Below are 15,472 nucleotides of genomic sequence, written 5' to 3'. Positions count from 1 at the left end.
CATGTCTTGGCTAGCATAACAAAATAGTGCGCCCGCGGTTTCCGCCAAGCGGAATCGGCGTTGCCTTAAAGCTTCGCCCGGCGGAATTAATGAACCAGACGGTTGAATTCGAAAGTCGGAAGCGCGATCAGGCTGCGACCTTCAAGGAATTTCCGGAAAGCCGCCATGTCATCATCCATGTTTCGCTCGGCCCTTATTCTGGGGCTGCTGTCCGCCGTCGGGCCGCTTTCCATCGATATGTACCTGCCCGCCCTGCCCGCGATCGAGGCGGGCCTGCGGACTGATATCGCCTCCACCCAGCTGACCCTGACGCTGTATTTCCTCGCCTTTGGCGTGGCGCAGCTGGTCTATGGGCCGCTGGCCGACCAGTATGGCCGAAAGCGGCCGCTCTATGCCGGACTGGCCATCTTCATCGCCGCCTCCATCGGCTGCGCCTTCGCGCCGACCATTGGCTGGCTGATCGCTTTCCGCTTCCTGCAGGGGCTGGGCGGGGCGGTGGTGATGGTGGTGCCGCGCGCCATTATCCGTGACATGCACACCGGCAACCAGGCCACGCGCCTAATGGCGATGATCATGCTGGTCATCAGCGTTTCGCCCATGCTGGCGCCCTTGTTCGGCAGCGGCCTGATCCTGCTGGGCGGCTGGCGGGTGATTTTCGGCGCGCTGGCGCTGATGGCGGTGTTCAGCCTGCTGCTGACCGGCTTCGTCCTGCCCGAGACTCTGGCGGAGTCGCGCCGCACGCCGGTCAATCTGCGCTCCATGTGGCGGGGGACGAAGGTGCTGTTCCGCGACCCGGTCTTCATGGGCCTGACCTTCATCGCCGGGTTCGGCATGGCCAGCTTCTTCGTGTTCATCGCCAGCGCGGCCTTTGTCTATACCGACCAGTTCGGGCTGTCGCCGACCGGCTTTTCCATCGCCTTCGCCATCAACGCCATCGGCTTCTTCTCCGCCTCTCAGGTGGCGGCGAATCTGGGCGAGCGGTTCGGCATCCAGCGGGTGATTTCATGGGCCGTGACCGGCTTCATGGCGTTCACGCTGACGCTTCTGGCGCTGACTCTGGGCGGGTTCGGGACGCTTCCGGTTATCGTCGGCTTCCTGTTCATGGCCAATGCGTGTCTGGGCCTTGTCATCCCGACGACCATGGTGATGGCGCTGGACGATCACGGCGATATCGCCGGGCTGGCCTCCTCGCTGGGCGGCACGCTTCAGATGCTGGCGGGCGGGATCATGATCACCGCCGCCGCGCCCTTCTTCAACGGCACGGCCACGCCCATGGTCGCCGCCATCGCGCTGTGCGCCGTGGCGGCGTTCATTCTGACGCGCCTGTTGTTTGCGAAAATGCCCGCGCGGCGGGACGAGGCCAGCGAGATCTAGGCCGCCGCGGTTAGGAGGTCGCCGCAGCGCCCTTGCGGATCGTGTTGAGGATGCCGCGTTCGGTCAGGATCTGCGGCAGGATCTCCGGCGCGCCGCCGCCCGGCGGATAGTAGAGATAGAGCGGCACGCCCGCGCGGCCGAACCGCTCCAGCTCGGCGGCGATTTCCGCGTCCTTGTTGGTCCAGTCGGCGACCAGAAAGGCGACATCGTTCTGCGCGAAAGCCGCGGCGACATCACTGGTTTTCAGCGCCGTGCGCTCGTTCACCTGACAGGTGATGCACCAGGCAGCGGTAAAATCGACAAAGATGGGCCGCCCCTCCGCCTGTAGCTGCGCCACGCGTTCGCGCGACCAAGGCTCGCTCGACAACGCGCCCGGCGCGCCGGAGGTTTCCGCAACGCTTGCCCCGCCCGTGCTCAGCTGCGCGGCGGCCGGAACGGTCAGGAGGGCGGCGATCATCGCGCCCAGCGCGGCCGCGCGCCCGGTCCAGCCGGAGAAGCGCCCGGCCCAGATGGCGAATCCGGCGGCCAGCAGCCCGATCAGCGCGAACGCCACGCCCGTCGGCCCGGCCTGAATGCTCAGCACCCAGACCAGCCAGACCGTGGCCGCCAGCATCGGGAAAGCCATGAATTGCTTGAACCGGTCCATCCACGGCCCCGGTCTGGGCAGGCGGCGCAGCAGCGCCGGGAAAAACGCCAGCAGCGTGAATGGCGCGGCCAGTCCAAGGCCCAGCGCCAGGAAGATCGCCAGCGCGCCAAGGGCCGGCAGGCTGAGCGCATAGCCCAGCGCCGCCGCCATGAAGGGCGCCGTGCAGGGCGTGGCCACGATCACCGCCAGCACGCCGGTCAGGAAAGCCGCCGCGCCGCCAGAACGCCCGGCGACCAGCCCGGAGCCCAAATTCTGCAAGCCGCCGCCAATTTCGAAAAAGCCCAGAAGATTCATGGAGATCAGGAAGAAGAGCAGCGCCAGCGCCATGATCACCGCCGGGTTCTGAAGCTGGAAGCCCCAGCCCACCGCCGCGCCGCCCGCCTTCAGCGCCACCAGCAACAGGCCCAGCGCGGCGAACGTGACCAGCACGCCGCCCATGAACAACAGGCCGTGCCGCCGCACCGTGCCCGGATCTTCATGCGCTTTCTGCGCAAAGCCCAGCGCCTTCAGCGACAGAACCGGGAAGACGCAGGGCATCAGGTTCAGGATCAGCCCGCCCACAAACGCCCCGATCAGCGCCAGCAGCAGGGCCTGACCGCCGCCGCCCGCGCCATCGCCGCCGCGCGCCGGGGCCGCGGCCAGCGACAGGTCCGCCGCCTCGCCCGGTTCGGCGGAAATTTCCACCGCGCGCCCGGCCCAGCCCTCCGCGCCGCGCATCTCATAGGTCAGCACGCCCGCCACCGGCGCCGCGCCATCCTCCAGCTCGTATCCGGGAGTCAGGGCCAGGATGAGGGCGTCATCCATCGCGTGCGGCGTCTGGTCCGCCGCCGCCTCGACCATGCCCGGCTCATAGGGGAAGAAATAGAAATCGCGCAGATCGCCGGCGCCCAGGGCGTCCGACAGACCCGCATCCTGCAGGGAAAGCTGCGCGGTTTCGCCGTCCAGCGCGATCGTGGAATCGAACAGGGCCGGTTGCGGCATGGCGGCCAGCGCGTCGGCGATGCGGTCGCCCCAGCGCGGATGCACGCGCGGCTCGCCCTCGCTGACGCGCAGCGACAGCTCCAGCTTTCCGCTCTCCGGAATGCAGATTTCCTCGCAGACCAGCCAGTAGGCGTCCGCCTTGATAGCGGCGGCCGCGCCGTCGAAATCCTCCGGCACGGTGACCGGGATTGGCAGCAGGACTTCGTTAGAAAAGCCGTAATTGGTCAGCGGCCCGACAGGCAGCGGCTCCGGCGCGGGCCAGACGATCTCGCCCGCTTCCCAGCCATCGGGAAGCGTCAGGTCAATCTGCGTCGGCTCCCCGGAATCGCCGGGATTGCGCCAGTAGGTGTGCCAGCCCTCGCGAATATCCTGATGCAGGGCGATATAGAATGTCTGTCCGGGGGAGACGACGATGGAGTCCGCGGCCAGCGTCGCCTTGACGTTGTCCGTTTCCACCGTGGCCGGGTCGGCATTGACCAGGCCGGTGTCCAGCGCGTCCTGCGCAAGGGCCGCGCCGCCTGTCAGCGGCGCGGCGATAAGACAAAGCGCTGTCAGTAATGCCCGCATAGGTCCGGTCCTGTTGTCGTCCAACCTGCCTCTAGCGCCCCTTATAGGGAGCGCCCGGGGGCGGTGTCAGCCGCCCTCGCGCAGACTTGACGCGCTTGTGACCTCACGCAGACCGGGCCGGCGTTACGCCTGGACGTCGCCGCCCGTGGCCTGCGGCGTTCCGCCGGCGCCGTTCTGCGGCATTTCGGCGGAGGGCGCGCCCTGCTGCTGGTTGCGGATCAGCGTCAGGTCGATCAGGCGATCCCAGTTCATCAGGGAAATCAGGTGCGCATAGATCGCGCCCAGATAGCCCTTCTCGGCCAGTTCCTTCAGGACGTCCGGCGCCAGCGCCATCAGTTTCTGCTCGGAAATCGCCAGATGCTCGGTGATCTTTTCCTGCTGGCCCGGACGGCCGCGCGCAGCCGGATTATAGACCACTTCGCGCGTTTCGAAGAGATCCAGCTCTTCAAGGCGCTTCACGGTCTGTTCGGTGGCCAGGCGCTGCGTCTCGTACTGCTTCAGGAACTCGACGGCGTTCTGCACATATTCCGTCGGCTCATTGTCCTTGAAGAAGGGCATGTCCGGTTTGTCGGTAATGGCGGAGAATTTGCGGTCGATGCACACGATCATGCGCTCGGCTTCCGGCGGCTTGGCCAGAACGAAGGGATAGCGGCGGATATAGCCGGGGACATAGGCGTCCGGCTTGAAATTGTTCTTTTCGTCGATGAACAGATTATCGCCCGGACGCAGGCCCATCACGGCCAGGGGCTGTTTCTGTTCGCCGGCGAAGATGATCGGGAAGGTCGTCGCGGCGACGCCGAATTCATTGGCGTTGACCGGCACAAAGTGCAGGTCCTTCACGAAATCGAACCCGTTATTCTGTTGCGTGATCCCCAGATTCCCGTGCGCCTGGAAATTCAGCGGCTCGGGCTTTTCATACATCAGGACCTTGCCGCTCACCTGACCTTCTTGCATCCCGCCTTCGGCCATCGCCGTTCCCCCTTGTCGTATCCTTGTCCGGAAAGCGGGCTAGATAACGTCTCCCCGCCGCCGGGACAATCCGCCAAGGCGCCTAAGCGCCAGCGCCAGCCTTAAAATCCGGCGCTGACCGCGATGCGGAACGAGCGCCCGGGCAGCGGCAACAGGTCCTTCAGATAGGAGGAATGAACCCGCGCCTCGGCGTCGAACACGTTCTTGGCCTGAAGGATCACGGTGACGTCGCGCTCCTCCACCGGGCGCCATTTGGCGCTCAGATTGACCCGTTGATAGGCCTCGGTCGGAAGTTCGAAGGCAAAGGTTTCATCCTGTTCGGAGACCAGCTCCGCCTCGGCGCGCGCGGTCAGGCGCGGACCCAGGAATTCGGTCTCCACCCCGATCGTGCCGCTAAGCGGGGGAATGCGCGGCAAGGCGCGGCCATCGGCCAGCTTGCCGCTGACATATTCCACCACGGCGTCGCCGCGCAGCTCATACCCGGCGCCCTGCGCCAGAACGACATCGCCGCTAATCTCGAAACCGTGCAGGTCCGCATCGCTCTGGGTCTGGACAAAGACCGGCAGGCCGTCCTCCTCCATCCCCGTGGGAGCCAGGAAGATGAAGCCGTCATAATCGGCGTACCAGGCCGAGGCCTCGAACCCGTAGCGGTCACGGTCCAGCCGGGCCACGGCCTCGAAGGTCCAGGCTTCCTCCAGATCCAGGTCAGGATTGCCGACCTCGAACTGACGGGTCGAAAGATGCGGCCCGTTGGCGAACAATTCTGAATCGCCCGGCGCGCGCTGGCTGAAGGCCACATTGCCGCTGAGGAACGCGCCATCCGCGGGGCGCAGGAACAGGCCGCCAGACGCGGACACCGTATCGAAATCGCGGTTTCCGGCGACGGAATCCACTTCCCGCGTCTCCACTCGGGCGCCGAATTCGCCGCCCCAGCCGCCGGCGTCATAGCGCTGCGAGGTGAACAGGCCGAAATCGGTGGTTTCGGTTTCGGGGATGAAGGCTTCCTCTCCCACGGACCGGAAATCCTTCTGGAAAGCCTGCACGCCGATGGCCCCGGACCAGCGCTCCGTCTGAGCCTGCGTCACTTCCATCCGGGTTTCCCAGCCTTCGTTGAAGAAGGTCGTGCCCGGCTCGCCATTCGGCTCGAACTCTGTGTGTTCGTAATCGGCCGTCGCTGCGGAGAAGCGGAAAAGGTCGAACCAGGGCAAATGCAGGTCATATTCCCCGCGCAAATCAACGCGCGTTTGCTCCATCTCGATATAGGCGCCGCCCTCTTCTTCGTGGGCGTGCTCCTCGTCCTCATGATCGTGGTCGTCGTGATCGTCCTCGTGGTCCTCGCCGTCGTGGTCCTCGTCTTCATGCTCGTGGGCATGATCGTGGCCCGGGATGCCGTAGCTGGACTCGAAGCCCTTTACGGCGACGCCGATGAAGCCGCGCTCGCCGACCAGCGACACACCCACCGAACCGGAATCGAATTCGTACCAGGTGTTCTCCGCGACGCCGCGCGCGTGTTCCTCTTCCTCGTGTTCGTCGTGGTCCCCGTCCTCATGATCCTCGTCCCCGTGGTCATGCTCTTCTTCCTCCATGGCCCGGAGGATGGAGGATTCCGCAAAACCCGGGATGTCGTAGTCTTCTCCTTCGCGGTGCAGGCCCTGCACGGTAAAGACCAGCGGTCCGGCGGACGCGGTCACGGAGCCGGCCGTCTGCCAGCCCTCGTTCACCGTCTCGTAGCCGCTGTAGAACTGGCCCGACAGACCGTCTGCCGGCGCTTCGGAGGGGATCGTGCCGTCGATGATGTTCACCACGCCGGAGATCGCGTTGCCGCCATAGGCCAGCGCGCTGGCGCCGCGCAGAACTTCGATGGATTCGGCTTCCAGGCCTTCCGTGGTCACCGCGTGGTCAGGGCTGGCGCTGGCCGCGTCGATGGACCCGACGCCATTGGTCAGCACGCGCACACGCTCACCCCCCAGCCCGCGAATGATCGGCCGGCCCGACGCCGCGCCGAAGAAGCTGGAGGATACGCCCGGCAGTTTCGCCAGCGTGTCGCCCAGACTGCCTTCGTAGTTTTCAAGGATCTCTTTCTTGTCCAGCACGTCGACGTTCTGGAACGCCTCGAACTCGCTGGTCTGCAGCGGGCTGGACGTGATGACGATCTCGTCCGTTTCATGTTGCGCATGGGCGGCGCCGGCGGCGGCGAAGAGGGCGGTGCTGGCGAGAAGAAGACGTTTCATGACGGATCGAACCCCTGGATAAATGCGGCAAACTTGAGGGATGTAATAACATAACATTTCTACAGGTCCAGAGGCTCGCACTCACATGACAAAATGATTATGTTCCGGACCGTAATGAGTGACTCGCACGCATACGCCGAAACCCTCGCCCACGCGGAGCGCGTCTGCGCCGACCGGGGCGAACGGCTGACCCCGCTGCGCCGGCATGTGCTGGAGCTGGTGGCCCGGTCCGACGGGCCGGTGAAGGCGTATGACCTTCTGGACCAGATGAAGACCGGCCCCGGCGCGGCCAAGCCGCCCACGGTTTACCGGGCGCTGGACTTCCTGATGCGGCTGGGCCTGATCCATCGGGTCGAGGCGCTGAAATCCTTCATCGCCTGCGCCCATGATCACGGGCACGAGGAAAGCGCGGAGCTTTATATCTGCGAATCCTGCGGCCGCGTGGACGAGCAGGATCACCCGGACGCCGACCCCAGCCCGCCTTCGGGCTTTGCCGTTTCCAGATCGGTGATCGAGCATTACGGGCAGTGCGGCGACTGCGTTAACGACCGCTGAACGCGCGTTTAAGCGTTCCTACACCCGTTCCTGATAACCTCCATTTTAATCAAAAGCCCCGCGCTTTGAATGCGGGCGTGATGGTGGAGGTTCGCTATGCCGACGATCAGTTTCCCCCAGATGCGGGCGCTGGCGCTTGATCCGGTCCAGGAAAGGATCGATTTCTTCCTGTCCGCGGTTCACGAACTGGGCTTTGGCGCGGTCATGCAGGCCCGCAATACAGAAGAAGCCCGCGATCAGGTCTTCTTCAATCCCGCCCAGTTCATCGTCATGGGCGCCGAGCTGAAACCCTGGCCGGCCGAGCGTTTCGTCGCCGCCGTGCTGGAGGAGGCCCGCACGCCGCCCGCCATCATCGTGGTCGGCAACGGACAGATCGAGAACCGCCGCGCCCTGATAGAGGCCGGGGCCAGCGTCGTGCTGAGCGCGCCGCTGTCGCGCCAGAAACTGCTCAACGCCTTCATCGCCGCGGCCAGCAAGATCCACATGAATTGCGCGCCGCAGGCCGCCCATCGCCGCGCCCTGCGCCAGGGCCTGATTTGATCCGCTGACCGCCTCTCCGTAAGACTGAATCCTTAGCAGCGCCGAATCGTTTGCGGCGGCGCTTTTCGCGGCGAGAGGCATCGACAGTCATGCGGGAAGTCTGGCGCGGTTACGCCGCGGCGTGGGAATGCGACGAGCTTGGCCATCTGAACGTCGCCCATTATCTCGCCAAGGCCATGGAGGGCGTGGCGGGCTTCGCCATCGATCTTGGCCTGACCGACGCCTTTACCGACAAGGCCTTCTCCACGGTCCGGCCCCGCGAAATCCATATCCGGTTTCTAAAGGAATGCCGCCCGGGCACGCCGCTCTCCGCCTTTGCGGGAGTGTATGAGATCGGCGGGGACGGCGCGGGCGTCTATATGGAGCTGCGTCACTCGGCCACCGGCGAGGTTTCCGCCGCCTTCCGCTTCACGCTGAACCATATCTCCGTCCGGACGGGCGAGCGCTTCAGCTGGCGCGCCGACACGCTGGACCAGCTGGACGCGGCGAAAATCGAACCGCCGGCGGCCACCGCCCCGCGCGGCGTCGATCTGGCCGTTCCCGCGGAAACCGATGTCAGCGCCGCCCGCGCCGACGCGCTGGGCATGGACATGATCGGCCGCGGCGTGATCGAGCCGCACGAATGCACGGTTTTCGGCTGGTACCGCCCGGCCACGGTGATCTCCCGCATCTCCAGCTCCGTGACCAATTTCTCGCGCGGTTTTCCGGAAGAGTCCGCGCAGGCCGCGGGCGAAGCGGACGGGCCGCGCCTGGGATCGGCCCTGATGGAGGCCCGTATGGTGTTCCGCGGCTGGCCGCGCGCAGGGTCGGCCTATGTCATCCGCACCGGCGTGGTGGAGGCGGGCGATCGCGTGCGCCGCCTGGTCCATTGGGTGCTGGATCCGGTGACGGGCCGCCCCTGGGCCTCGATGGAAGGCGTGGCGATGCTGATGGATCTGGACGCGCGCAAGGCGGTGGTCCCGGCGCCGGACATGCAGCAGAAACTGCGCGAATCGGTGATCGCGGACCTACGCGTCTAGCGCCGCCTCCAGCGCCGCGCGCGGCAGCTCCGGCGCCGATAGCGGGAACATGTGATTGCGGCCTTCCAGCCGTGTGACCTCGGCTTCCGGCCGGAAACGGCGAATGCGCCATTCCACGGTCGGCGGCGTCGGGCTGTCCTGTTCCGCCAGCAACACCCAGAGCGGCGCCTCGATGCGCCGCACCGCCCCCAGCACGTCATGTTTGTGCGCCAGATAGGTGCGGGCCTCCCAGTCACGCGGACAGGCCAGCGTCACCCCGCCCTCCGTGTCGACGAACCCGTCCTCGACATAGTCTTCCAGCGCCTGTTCCGGCCATCCGGCGAAGGTGGATTTCAGCCGATAGGCCTCCACCGCCGCCGCCTTTGACTCGAAGAATGTCCGCCGCCGGCTGGTGGCGCGATAGGGCGCGATGAAGCGGGCGAACATCCGCCGCAGAAAGGCGTTCTGCGACAGCGCGGCGATGGCCGGGGGCAGCACGGGCGGGTCCAGCGCCACCACCGATTTCACCAGGTCGGGGCGCTCCCCCGCCAGCAACAGCGTCGCCGTCGCGCCCAGCGAATGGCCGGCCAGCGCCACCGGCGCCTCCGCGGAAGCCTCCAGCGCCGCGATCACGTCATTCTTGTAGATGTGGAAATTGCGCAGCCGCTCATAGTCCAGAGGCAGGTTCGTCTTGCCGTGGCCGCGCAGGTCCAGCGCCCGGATGCGCGCGCGCTCCGCCAGCGGCCCCAGCATGTGGCGGTAGGTCCGCGCGTTGAAGCCCGCCGCGTGCAGGAAGACCAGCTCCACCGGCCAGTCGGCGGGGCCGGCCTCATAGCCGTGCAATGTCCCGCCGGGGACGGCGATCTCGATTTCCTTGAACTCGGGCTCGCTCATAGGCGCGTCGGCGGCTTGATTTCAGCGCGCCGGACGGCGCAAGGAAGGGCGTGTAAAGTGACATAGCAAACCGCACGGGATGGGAAAGCCATGCGTCAGCACCGCGACGAAATCAGCCTGCGCACAGAGGGCCGCCGCCTGACCGAAATCACACGCCGGATCGACGGGTTTACGGAGGATTCGGGCATCGCCAACGGCCTTCTGACCGCGTTCTGCCGCCACACCACGGCCAGCCTGCTGATTCAGGAAAACGCCGACCCGGACGTGCAGCTGGACCTGATGGACGCTTTTGCCCGGCTGGCGCCCGAAGGGGCGGACTGGCGGCACGGGGCGGAGGGCGCAGACGACATGCCCGGCCATGTGAAGGCGGCGCTGGCCCCGGCCTCGCTCTCCATCCCCATTATTGACGGCGCGCTGGCTCTAGGGACGTGGCAGGGCGTGTACCTGGCGGAATGGCGCGCGGCGGGGCGGCAGCGCCGCGTCCTGCTGCACGCAATCGGGGACTGAGGGCGGCCTAGAGCCGGGCCATCATCTGGCGGATCAGGGCGGCCAGCCCGTCGCCCGGCGACATGCCCAGCGCCTGCTCGTAACGCTGGCGCGCCTCGCCGGCATTGCCCGCGTCCTGCGCAATCGCGCCCAGACCGGCCACGGCCTCCGCGGAATAGGGATCAAAGGTCAGGATGCGGTTGTACAGCTCCCGCGCCTCCGCCGTTTCCCCGGCGCGAGCGCGGCAGGCGGCCAGACGCATCACGGCCTGCATGTTCCAGGAATCGGCCGCCGATTCCTGCTCCGCCCGCTGGCATGCGGCCGGGTCCAGACGCGCCGCGAAGAAGCTAATCGCCTCGCCCGACGGCGTGTCGCCGCCGCGCGATCCGGCCTGTTCCGGCGCTTGCGGGGCCGCCTCGGCGGCGGCCGTTTGCGTTTCGCCTTCGGCCGGAGCCTCGTCCGTTTCAGCGTCCGCTGCGGCGTCTTCTTCGGCCTCGCCCGCTTCAAGGGCGGCCATCGCGGAGTTTCGATCTTCCGGGTTGGGGATCGGGTCCATGGTCAGGCGCACCGGACCGGACCGTTCCGCCTCTTCCCCGTCAGGTGTTCCGCTATCCGCCGTCCCGGCGGCTTCAGCAACGGCTTCGCCGCCCGACAGCGTCACGGTCAGCAGCACCGCGTTTTCGTATAATTGGGCATTGGCGTCGCCCGCCGCGCCGTCGAACCGGATTTCAAAGTCCGGCCCCGGCGAAATCGTGATTCCGGTCACCGGCGAGCCCGCGGGCGGGGCGATCTCGCCCGGCGCCGCCGATGCGCCGCGCGTGGTCAGCCGCACCGCGCCCCCGGCCCGGCTGGCGGTCGCCAGCGTGGGCTGGCCGTCAAAGGAAATCAGCACGCGCGCCGTATCCCCGTCCCGCGCGGCGGTCACTTCCGTGATGTCCGCGGCGGCGATGGCGGGGGCAAAGGCAATGAGGCAGGCAAGAAGGGCGGCGCGTTTCATGGTCACAGTCATGGGGTGATTCGGCGGGTAAAATCTTGTCGGTCGCGCTTTTCCTATCCACCGCCCGTTAAGATTCATTAACCATGGCGCTGTGAAACTGCGCCGGTTATGAGCGGCGATTCGCATCTGACCTTCCATGAATTCTTTGCCGGCGGCGGCATGGCGCGGCTGGGCCTGGGCCCGGCCTGGCGCTGCGTCACGGCCAATGATTTCGACGCCAAGAAGTGTGCCGCCTATCGCGCCAATTTCGGCGGCGATCACCTGATCGAGGGCGACGTGGCGCAACTGACCGCCGGCGATCTGCCGGGGGAAGCCGATCTGGCCTGGGCCAGCTTCCCCTGTCAGGACCTGTCTCTGGCGGGCCTGCGCGGCGGTCTGAAGAGCGAACGCTCCGGAGCGTTCTTTGCGTTCTGGAACCTGATGCAGGATTTGCGGAAACAGGAGCGCGGCCCCCGCCTGATCGTTCTGGAGAATGTCTCCGGCCTGTTGAATTCCCGGAAGGGAGAGGATTTCGCCGCGCTGTGCGCCGCGCTGGCCGAGGGCGGCTATCGCGTCGGCGCGCTGGAGATCGACGCCATTCGCTTCCTGCCGCAATCGCGCCCGCGCCTGTTCGTGGTGGCGCAGCGCGCCGATTTGCCGCTGGACCCGGCCCTGATCGACCCCAATGCGCGCCTGACCATTCCCACCGTTTTCCAGACCCCGGCGGTGCAGCGCGCCGCCCGCGCCCTGCCCGAACCGGCAAAATCGGCCTGGGTGAACTGGCGCCTGCCCGAACCGCCGGACCGCGAGACGCAGCTGGCCGATATCGTGGAGCGCGGGGCCAATGACTGGTTCAATCGCGCCGATACCGACCGTATTCTGGAAATGATGAGCGCGGCCCATATCGCCCGCGTCTGGGAGCGGCAGGAGGCGGGCGGCGTCCATGTCGGCGCGCTCTACCGCCGCACCCGCAATTTCAACGGCAAGCGCGTGCAGCGCGCGGAGGTCCGTTTCGACGGCGTGGCCGGATGCCTTCGCACGCCCGGCGGCGGGTCTTCACGCCAGTTCATCATGGTCATCAAGGACGGCAAGGTCGGGGTGCGCCGCATGAGCGCCCGCGAATCCGCCCGCCTGATGGGCCTGCCCGAAGATTATGTCCTTCCGGGCTCGGACACCGCCGCCCTGCACGTCACCGGGGACGGCGTCGCCGTGCCGGTCGTCGCATGGCTGGCCGAACACCTGCTGACGCCGCTTCTCACCGGCTCTGAAATTCGCGTCGCCGCCTGATCAAAGCGCGTTACATTTGCGCCTGATGGATGTCGACGCGCCCCTTCCCGAACCCTTTGCCGGCTGGTTCGCCAGCCGCGGCTGGGCGCCCCGGCGACACCAGCTCGAACTCCTCGACCTCGCGCGTCAGGGCAAGGATGTCCTTCTCACCGCCCCGACCGGCGGCGGCAAGACGCTGGCCGGCTTCCTGCCGAGCCTGATTGATCTCGCCGGAACCGCCACGGGCGGGAAGCAGCGCCCCCACAGGCTCCACACCCTCTATGTCTCCCCGTTGAAGGCGCTGGCCGTCGACGTCGCCCGCAACCTCACCATCCCGGCGGAGGAAATGGGCCTCGACCTTCGCGTGGAAACCCGCACCGGCGATACGCCGCCCTCCCGCCGCCAGCGCCAGCGCATCAACCCGCCGGACATCCTGCTGACCACGCCCGAGCAGATTGCCCTGTTCTGCGCCTCACCCAACGCCGAGACCTTCTTCCGCGACCTGAAAGCCATCGTGATCGACGAGATTCATGCGCTGGCCCCGTCCAAGCGCGGCGATCTTCTGGCGCTGGGCCTGTCCGCCATCCATCGCTGGGCGCCGGCGGCGCGGCGAGTCGGCCTCTCCGCGACGGTGCGCGATCCGCACGCCTATGCCCGATGGCTGAGCCCGCAAACGCCGGACGAGGAGCGCATGGCCGAGCTGGTCACGGGCGATCCCGGCCGCCCGCCCGAAATCGACGTGCTGATCAGCGAGAACCGCGTCCCGTGGTCCGGCCACACCGGCGCGCACGCGATGAAGGAGGTGTATCAGGCGATCAAAAGCGCCCGCACCGCCATCGTCTTCGTGAACACCCGCGCGCAGGCGGAGCTGACCTTCCACTGGCTGTGGGACATCAATGAGGACGGCCTGCCCATCGCCCTGCACCACGGCTCGCTGGACGTCGGCCAGCGGCGGAAGGTGGAAGCGGCAATGGCGGAGGGCAGGCTTCGCGCGGTGGTCGCCACCTCTACGCTCGACATGGGCATCGACTGGGGCGATGTGGATCTGGTGCTGCAGATGGGCGCGCCCAAGGGCTCGTCCCGTCTGCTGCAAAGGATCGGCCGCGCCAATCACCGGCTGGACGATCCCTCGCGCGCCGTGCTGGTGCCCTATAACCGGTTCGAGGCGCTGGAATGCGACGCCGCACAGGGCGCGGTTTCCGAAGGCGCGCTGGATGGCGAGGTTCCGGGCCGCGGATCGCTCGACATACTGGCCCAGCACGTCATGGGCCGCGCCTGCGGCGAACCGTTCGAGGCGGATGCGCTCTATTCGGAAATCACCACCGCCAGTCCGTACGCGGATCTGACGCGGGAGAGGTTTGGCGAGGTGATGGAGTTCGTCGCGACCGGCGGCTACGCGCTGAAAACCTATGACCGGTTCCGCCGCATCGTGAAGGGCAAGGACGGGCTCTGGCGCGCCCGCAATAACGACATCGCCCAGCGCCACCGCATGAATGTCGGCGCCATCGTGGAGGCGGCGATGCTCAATGTCCGCCTCGCGCGCAAGGGCGGCCGCGCCGGCATGAAGCTGGGCGAGATCGAGGAATGGTTCATCGAACAGCTCGCCCCCGGCGACTCCTTCCTGTTCTCCGGCCAGGTGCTGGAGTTCGTAGGCCTGCGAGAAACCGACGCGCTGGTCGTCCGGTCAAAGGCGGACGCGCCGAAAATCCCGTCATACATGGGCGGCAAGTTTCCCCTCACCACCTACCTCGCCGAGCGGGTGCGCGGCATCATCTCCAGCCGGGAGGACTGGCGGCATCTGCCCGTTCAGGTGCGCGAATGGCTGGAGATTCAGGAAAAACGGTCGCTGATCCCCGAACCCGGCCAGATGCTGGTCGAGACCTTCCCGCGCGCCGACAAGCACTATCTCGTCGCCTACCCGTTCGACGGGCGGCTGGCCCACCAGACGCTGGGCATGTTGCTGACCCGGCGGCTGGAGCGGCTGCGCCTGCGCCCGATGGGGTTTGTCGCCAATGAATACGCGCTGGCGGTCTGGGGCCTGCGCGATCTTTCCGGGGTCGATCTGGACGCCCTGTTCCACCCGGACATGCTGGGCGACGATCTGGACGCCTGGCTGCAGGAAACCCCGCTGATGAAGCGCACCTTCCGCAACTGCGCCGTCATCGCCGGCCTGATCGAGCGCCGCTTCCCGGGGCAGGAAAAGACAGGGCGGCAGGTCACCTTCTCCGCCGACCTCATCTATGACGTCCTGCGCACTCACCAGCCGGATCATATCCTGCTGCAGGCCGCCTATCAGGACGCCGCCTCCGGCCTTCTCGACATTCGCCGCCTGTCAGACGCGCTGGCCCGCATCCGCGGCCATATCGTTCACCAGACGCTGAAAAAGGTCTCCCCGCTCGCCGTTCCCGTGATGATGGAAATCGGCCGCGAATCCGTCTTCGGCGAAGCCAATGAGGCGCTGCTGGCCGAAGTCTCGGAAAGCCTGATCGAGGATGCGACCGGTTAGTTCCGATAGCTGATTTCGTCGATCCGCCACGCCAGCTGGTCCTCGCTAGCGCCGGGAACATTGTTGGCGCGGCGCAGCGTGGCGGTTCCGCGGCGGTTGAATTCCTCATCCGTGGCGGCGAGGCGGCCATAGAGCTGCACCGGGACTTCGACATAGAGCGTCCCGGCCGCGCCCTCGATGCGGCCCGGCGCGCCAATATTGGCGTGCACTTCCGAATAGGCGCTGAAGCGGTCGGCGAAGTCTGCCGCGCTTTCGCCGCTGGCGTCGCCGCGACCGGACCACAGCACATAGGCCTCGTCATATTTCGCCTGTTCGATCAGGGCGAAATAGGTTTGCAACACCTGTCCCGCGCCCTGCGCGCTGTCAGGCGAGATCGGGCCTTCCTCCACGGGCGTCCGGTCATCGGGCAGGCCGCCCGGCTCACCCGGGGCGGGCGGGGTCAGCGCGGCTGAAGTCTCATCCGGGGGCGGCCCGTCATCGGCG

The 15,472-nt window shown here is 66.9% G+C and carries 13 protein-coding genes; 7 read left to right on the top strand and 6 right to left on the bottom strand.

Annotation, left to right across the window (positions count from 1 at the left end; all coding sequences use genetic code 11):
* Nucleotides 1-165 precede the first annotated feature (165 nt).
* Nucleotides 166-1,374 (top strand): multidrug effflux MFS transporter, encoded by a 1,209-nt coding sequence (locus H2040_RS04845; RefSeq protein WP_287155145.1) that lies wholly within the window; start codon nt 166-168, stop codon nt 1,372-1,374.
* A 10-nt stretch (nt 1,375-1,384) separates the two neighbouring features.
* On the opposite strand, the gene H2040_RS04840 is transcribed toward H2040_RS04845, so the two are convergent.
* The 3 genes from H2040_RS04840 to H2040_RS04830 all read right to left on the bottom strand — a co-directional run bounded on the left by H2040_RS04840 (nt 1,385) and on the right by H2040_RS04830 (nt 6,768).
* Complete coding sequence (locus H2040_RS04840) at nt 1,385-3,568, bottom strand: protein-disulfide reductase DsbD family protein (protein ID WP_287155124.1); 2,184 nt, start codon at nt 3,566-3,568, stop codon at nt 1,385-1,387.
* Nucleotides 3,569-3,691: 123 nt separating this feature from the next.
* Nucleotides 3,692-4,507, bottom strand: a complete 816-nt coding sequence (locus tag H2040_RS04835) for a SapC family protein (RefSeq protein ID WP_161624638.1) — start codon at nt 4,505-4,507, stop codon at nt 3,692-3,694.
* A 131-nt stretch (nt 4,508-4,638) separates the two neighbouring features.
* Nucleotides 4,639-6,768 (bottom strand): TonB-dependent receptor, encoded by a 2,130-nt coding sequence (locus H2040_RS04830; RefSeq protein ID WP_287155113.1) that lies wholly within the window; start codon nt 6,766-6,768, stop codon nt 4,639-4,641.
* Between the two features lie 114 nt (nt 6,769-6,882).
* Here H2040_RS04830 and H2040_RS04825 point away from each other — a divergent pair, with 114 nt between their 5' ends.
* The 3 genes from H2040_RS04825 to H2040_RS04815 all read left to right on the top strand — a co-directional run bounded on the left by H2040_RS04825 (nt 6,883) and on the right by H2040_RS04815 (nt 8,882).
* Complete coding sequence (locus H2040_RS04825) at nt 6,883-7,323, top strand: transcriptional repressor (RefSeq protein WP_287155108.1); 441 nt, start codon at nt 6,883-6,885, stop codon at nt 7,321-7,323.
* Between the two features lie 96 nt (nt 7,324-7,419).
* Nucleotides 7,420-7,863, top strand: coding sequence for an ANTAR domain-containing protein (locus H2040_RS04820; protein ID WP_022699084.1), 444 nt, complete (start codon nt 7,420-7,422; stop codon nt 7,861-7,863).
* Nucleotides 7,864-7,952: 89 nt separating this feature from the next.
* Nucleotides 7,953-8,882, top strand: coding sequence for a thioesterase family protein (locus H2040_RS04815; RefSeq protein WP_287155102.1), 930 nt, complete (start codon nt 7,953-7,955; stop codon nt 8,880-8,882).
* Here the strand turns inward: H2040_RS04815 and H2040_RS04810 are convergent.
* Nucleotides 8,871-9,755 carry an alpha/beta fold hydrolase gene (locus H2040_RS04810; RefSeq protein WP_287155100.1) on the bottom strand — a complete coding sequence of 295 codons (885 nt, stop codon included), beginning with the start codon at nt 9,753-9,755 and terminating at the stop codon, nt 8,871-8,873. The two genes, H2040_RS04815 and H2040_RS04810, sit on opposite strands and share 12 nt — an antisense overlap.
* Nucleotides 9,756-9,845: 90 nt before the next feature.
* On the opposite strand from H2040_RS04810, the gene H2040_RS04805 reads away from it, so the two are divergent.
* Nucleotides 9,846-10,262: a secondary thiamine-phosphate synthase enzyme YjbQ gene (locus tag H2040_RS04805; protein ID WP_287155098.1), complete on the top strand. Its 417-nt coding sequence runs from the start codon at nt 9,846-9,848 to the stop codon at nt 10,260-10,262.
* A 7-nt stretch (nt 10,263-10,269) separates the two neighbouring features.
* On the opposite strand, the gene H2040_RS04800 is transcribed toward H2040_RS04805, so the two are convergent.
* Nucleotides 10,270-11,250 (bottom strand): hypothetical protein, encoded by a 981-nt coding sequence (locus H2040_RS04800; protein ID WP_287155096.1) that lies wholly within the window; start codon nt 11,248-11,250, stop codon nt 10,270-10,272.
* Nucleotides 11,251-11,346: 96 nt separating this feature from the next.
* Between H2040_RS04800 and H2040_RS04795 the strand changes: the two genes are divergently transcribed.
* Both H2040_RS04795 and H2040_RS04790 read left to right on the top strand, forming a co-directional pair.
* Entirely contained in the window at nt 11,347-12,504 is a 1,158-nt protein-coding gene (locus H2040_RS04795; RefSeq protein WP_022699089.1) for a DNA cytosine methyltransferase, read from the top strand.
* Between the two features lie 25 nt (nt 12,505-12,529).
* Nucleotides 12,530-14,989, top strand: coding sequence for a ligase-associated DNA damage response DEXH box helicase (locus H2040_RS04790; protein ID WP_287155500.1), 2,460 nt, complete (start codon nt 12,530-12,532; stop codon nt 14,987-14,989).
* Here H2040_RS04790 and H2040_RS04785 read toward each other — a convergent pair.
* Nucleotides 14,986-15,472, bottom strand: a 487-nt coding sequence (locus H2040_RS04785) for a hypothetical protein (RefSeq protein WP_287155093.1), incomplete at its 5' end; no start/stop codon positions are given. The two genes, H2040_RS04790 and H2040_RS04785, sit on opposite strands and share 4 nt — an antisense overlap.

Source organism: Euryhalocaulis sp., assembly GCF_013911995.1.
GTDB lineage: Bacteria > Pseudomonadota > Alphaproteobacteria > Caulobacterales > Maricaulaceae > Euryhalocaulis > Euryhalocaulis caribicus.
Note: the sequence above shows the minus strand (reverse complement) of the source record. Positions and strands in the feature narration are given on the sequence as shown.

Bases quoted from the DNA above. Each gene is read 5' to 3' on its own strand.
- H2040_RS04845 (WP_287155145.1), top strand. From the start codon at position 166: ATGTCATCATCCATGTTTCGCTCGGCCCTTATTCTGGGGCTGCTGTCC.
- H2040_RS04840 (WP_287155124.1), bottom strand. From the start codon at position 3,568: ATGCGGGCATTACTGACAGCGCTTTGTCTTATCGCCGCGCCGCTGACA.
- H2040_RS04830 (WP_287155113.1), bottom strand. From the start codon at position 6,768: ATGAAACGTCTTCTTCTCGCCAGCACCGCCCTCTTCGCCGCCGCCGGC.
- H2040_RS04825 (WP_287155108.1), top strand. From the start codon at position 6,883: ATGAGTGACTCGCACGCATACGCCGAAACCCTCGCCCACGCGGAGCGC.
- H2040_RS04820 (WP_022699084.1), top strand. From the start codon at position 7,420: ATGCCGACGATCAGTTTCCCCCAGATGCGGGCGCTGGCGCTTGATCCG.
- H2040_RS04815 (WP_287155102.1), top strand. From the start codon at position 7,953: ATGCGGGAAGTCTGGCGCGGTTACGCCGCGGCGTGGGAATGCGACGAG.
- H2040_RS04810 (WP_287155100.1), bottom strand. From the start codon at position 9,755: ATGAGCGAGCCCGAGTTCAAGGAAATCGAGATCGCCGTCCCCGGCGGG.
- H2040_RS04805 (WP_287155098.1), top strand. From the start codon at position 9,846: ATGCGTCAGCACCGCGACGAAATCAGCCTGCGCACAGAGGGCCGCCGC.
- H2040_RS04800 (WP_287155096.1), bottom strand. From the start codon at position 11,250: ATGACTGTGACCATGAAACGCGCCGCCCTTCTTGCCTGCCTCATTGCC.
- H2040_RS04795 (WP_022699089.1), top strand. From the start codon at position 11,347: ATGAGCGGCGATTCGCATCTGACCTTCCATGAATTCTTTGCCGGCGGC.
- H2040_RS04790 (WP_287155500.1), top strand. From the start codon at position 12,530: ATGGATGTCGACGCGCCCCTTCCCGAACCCTTTGCCGGCTGGTTCGCC.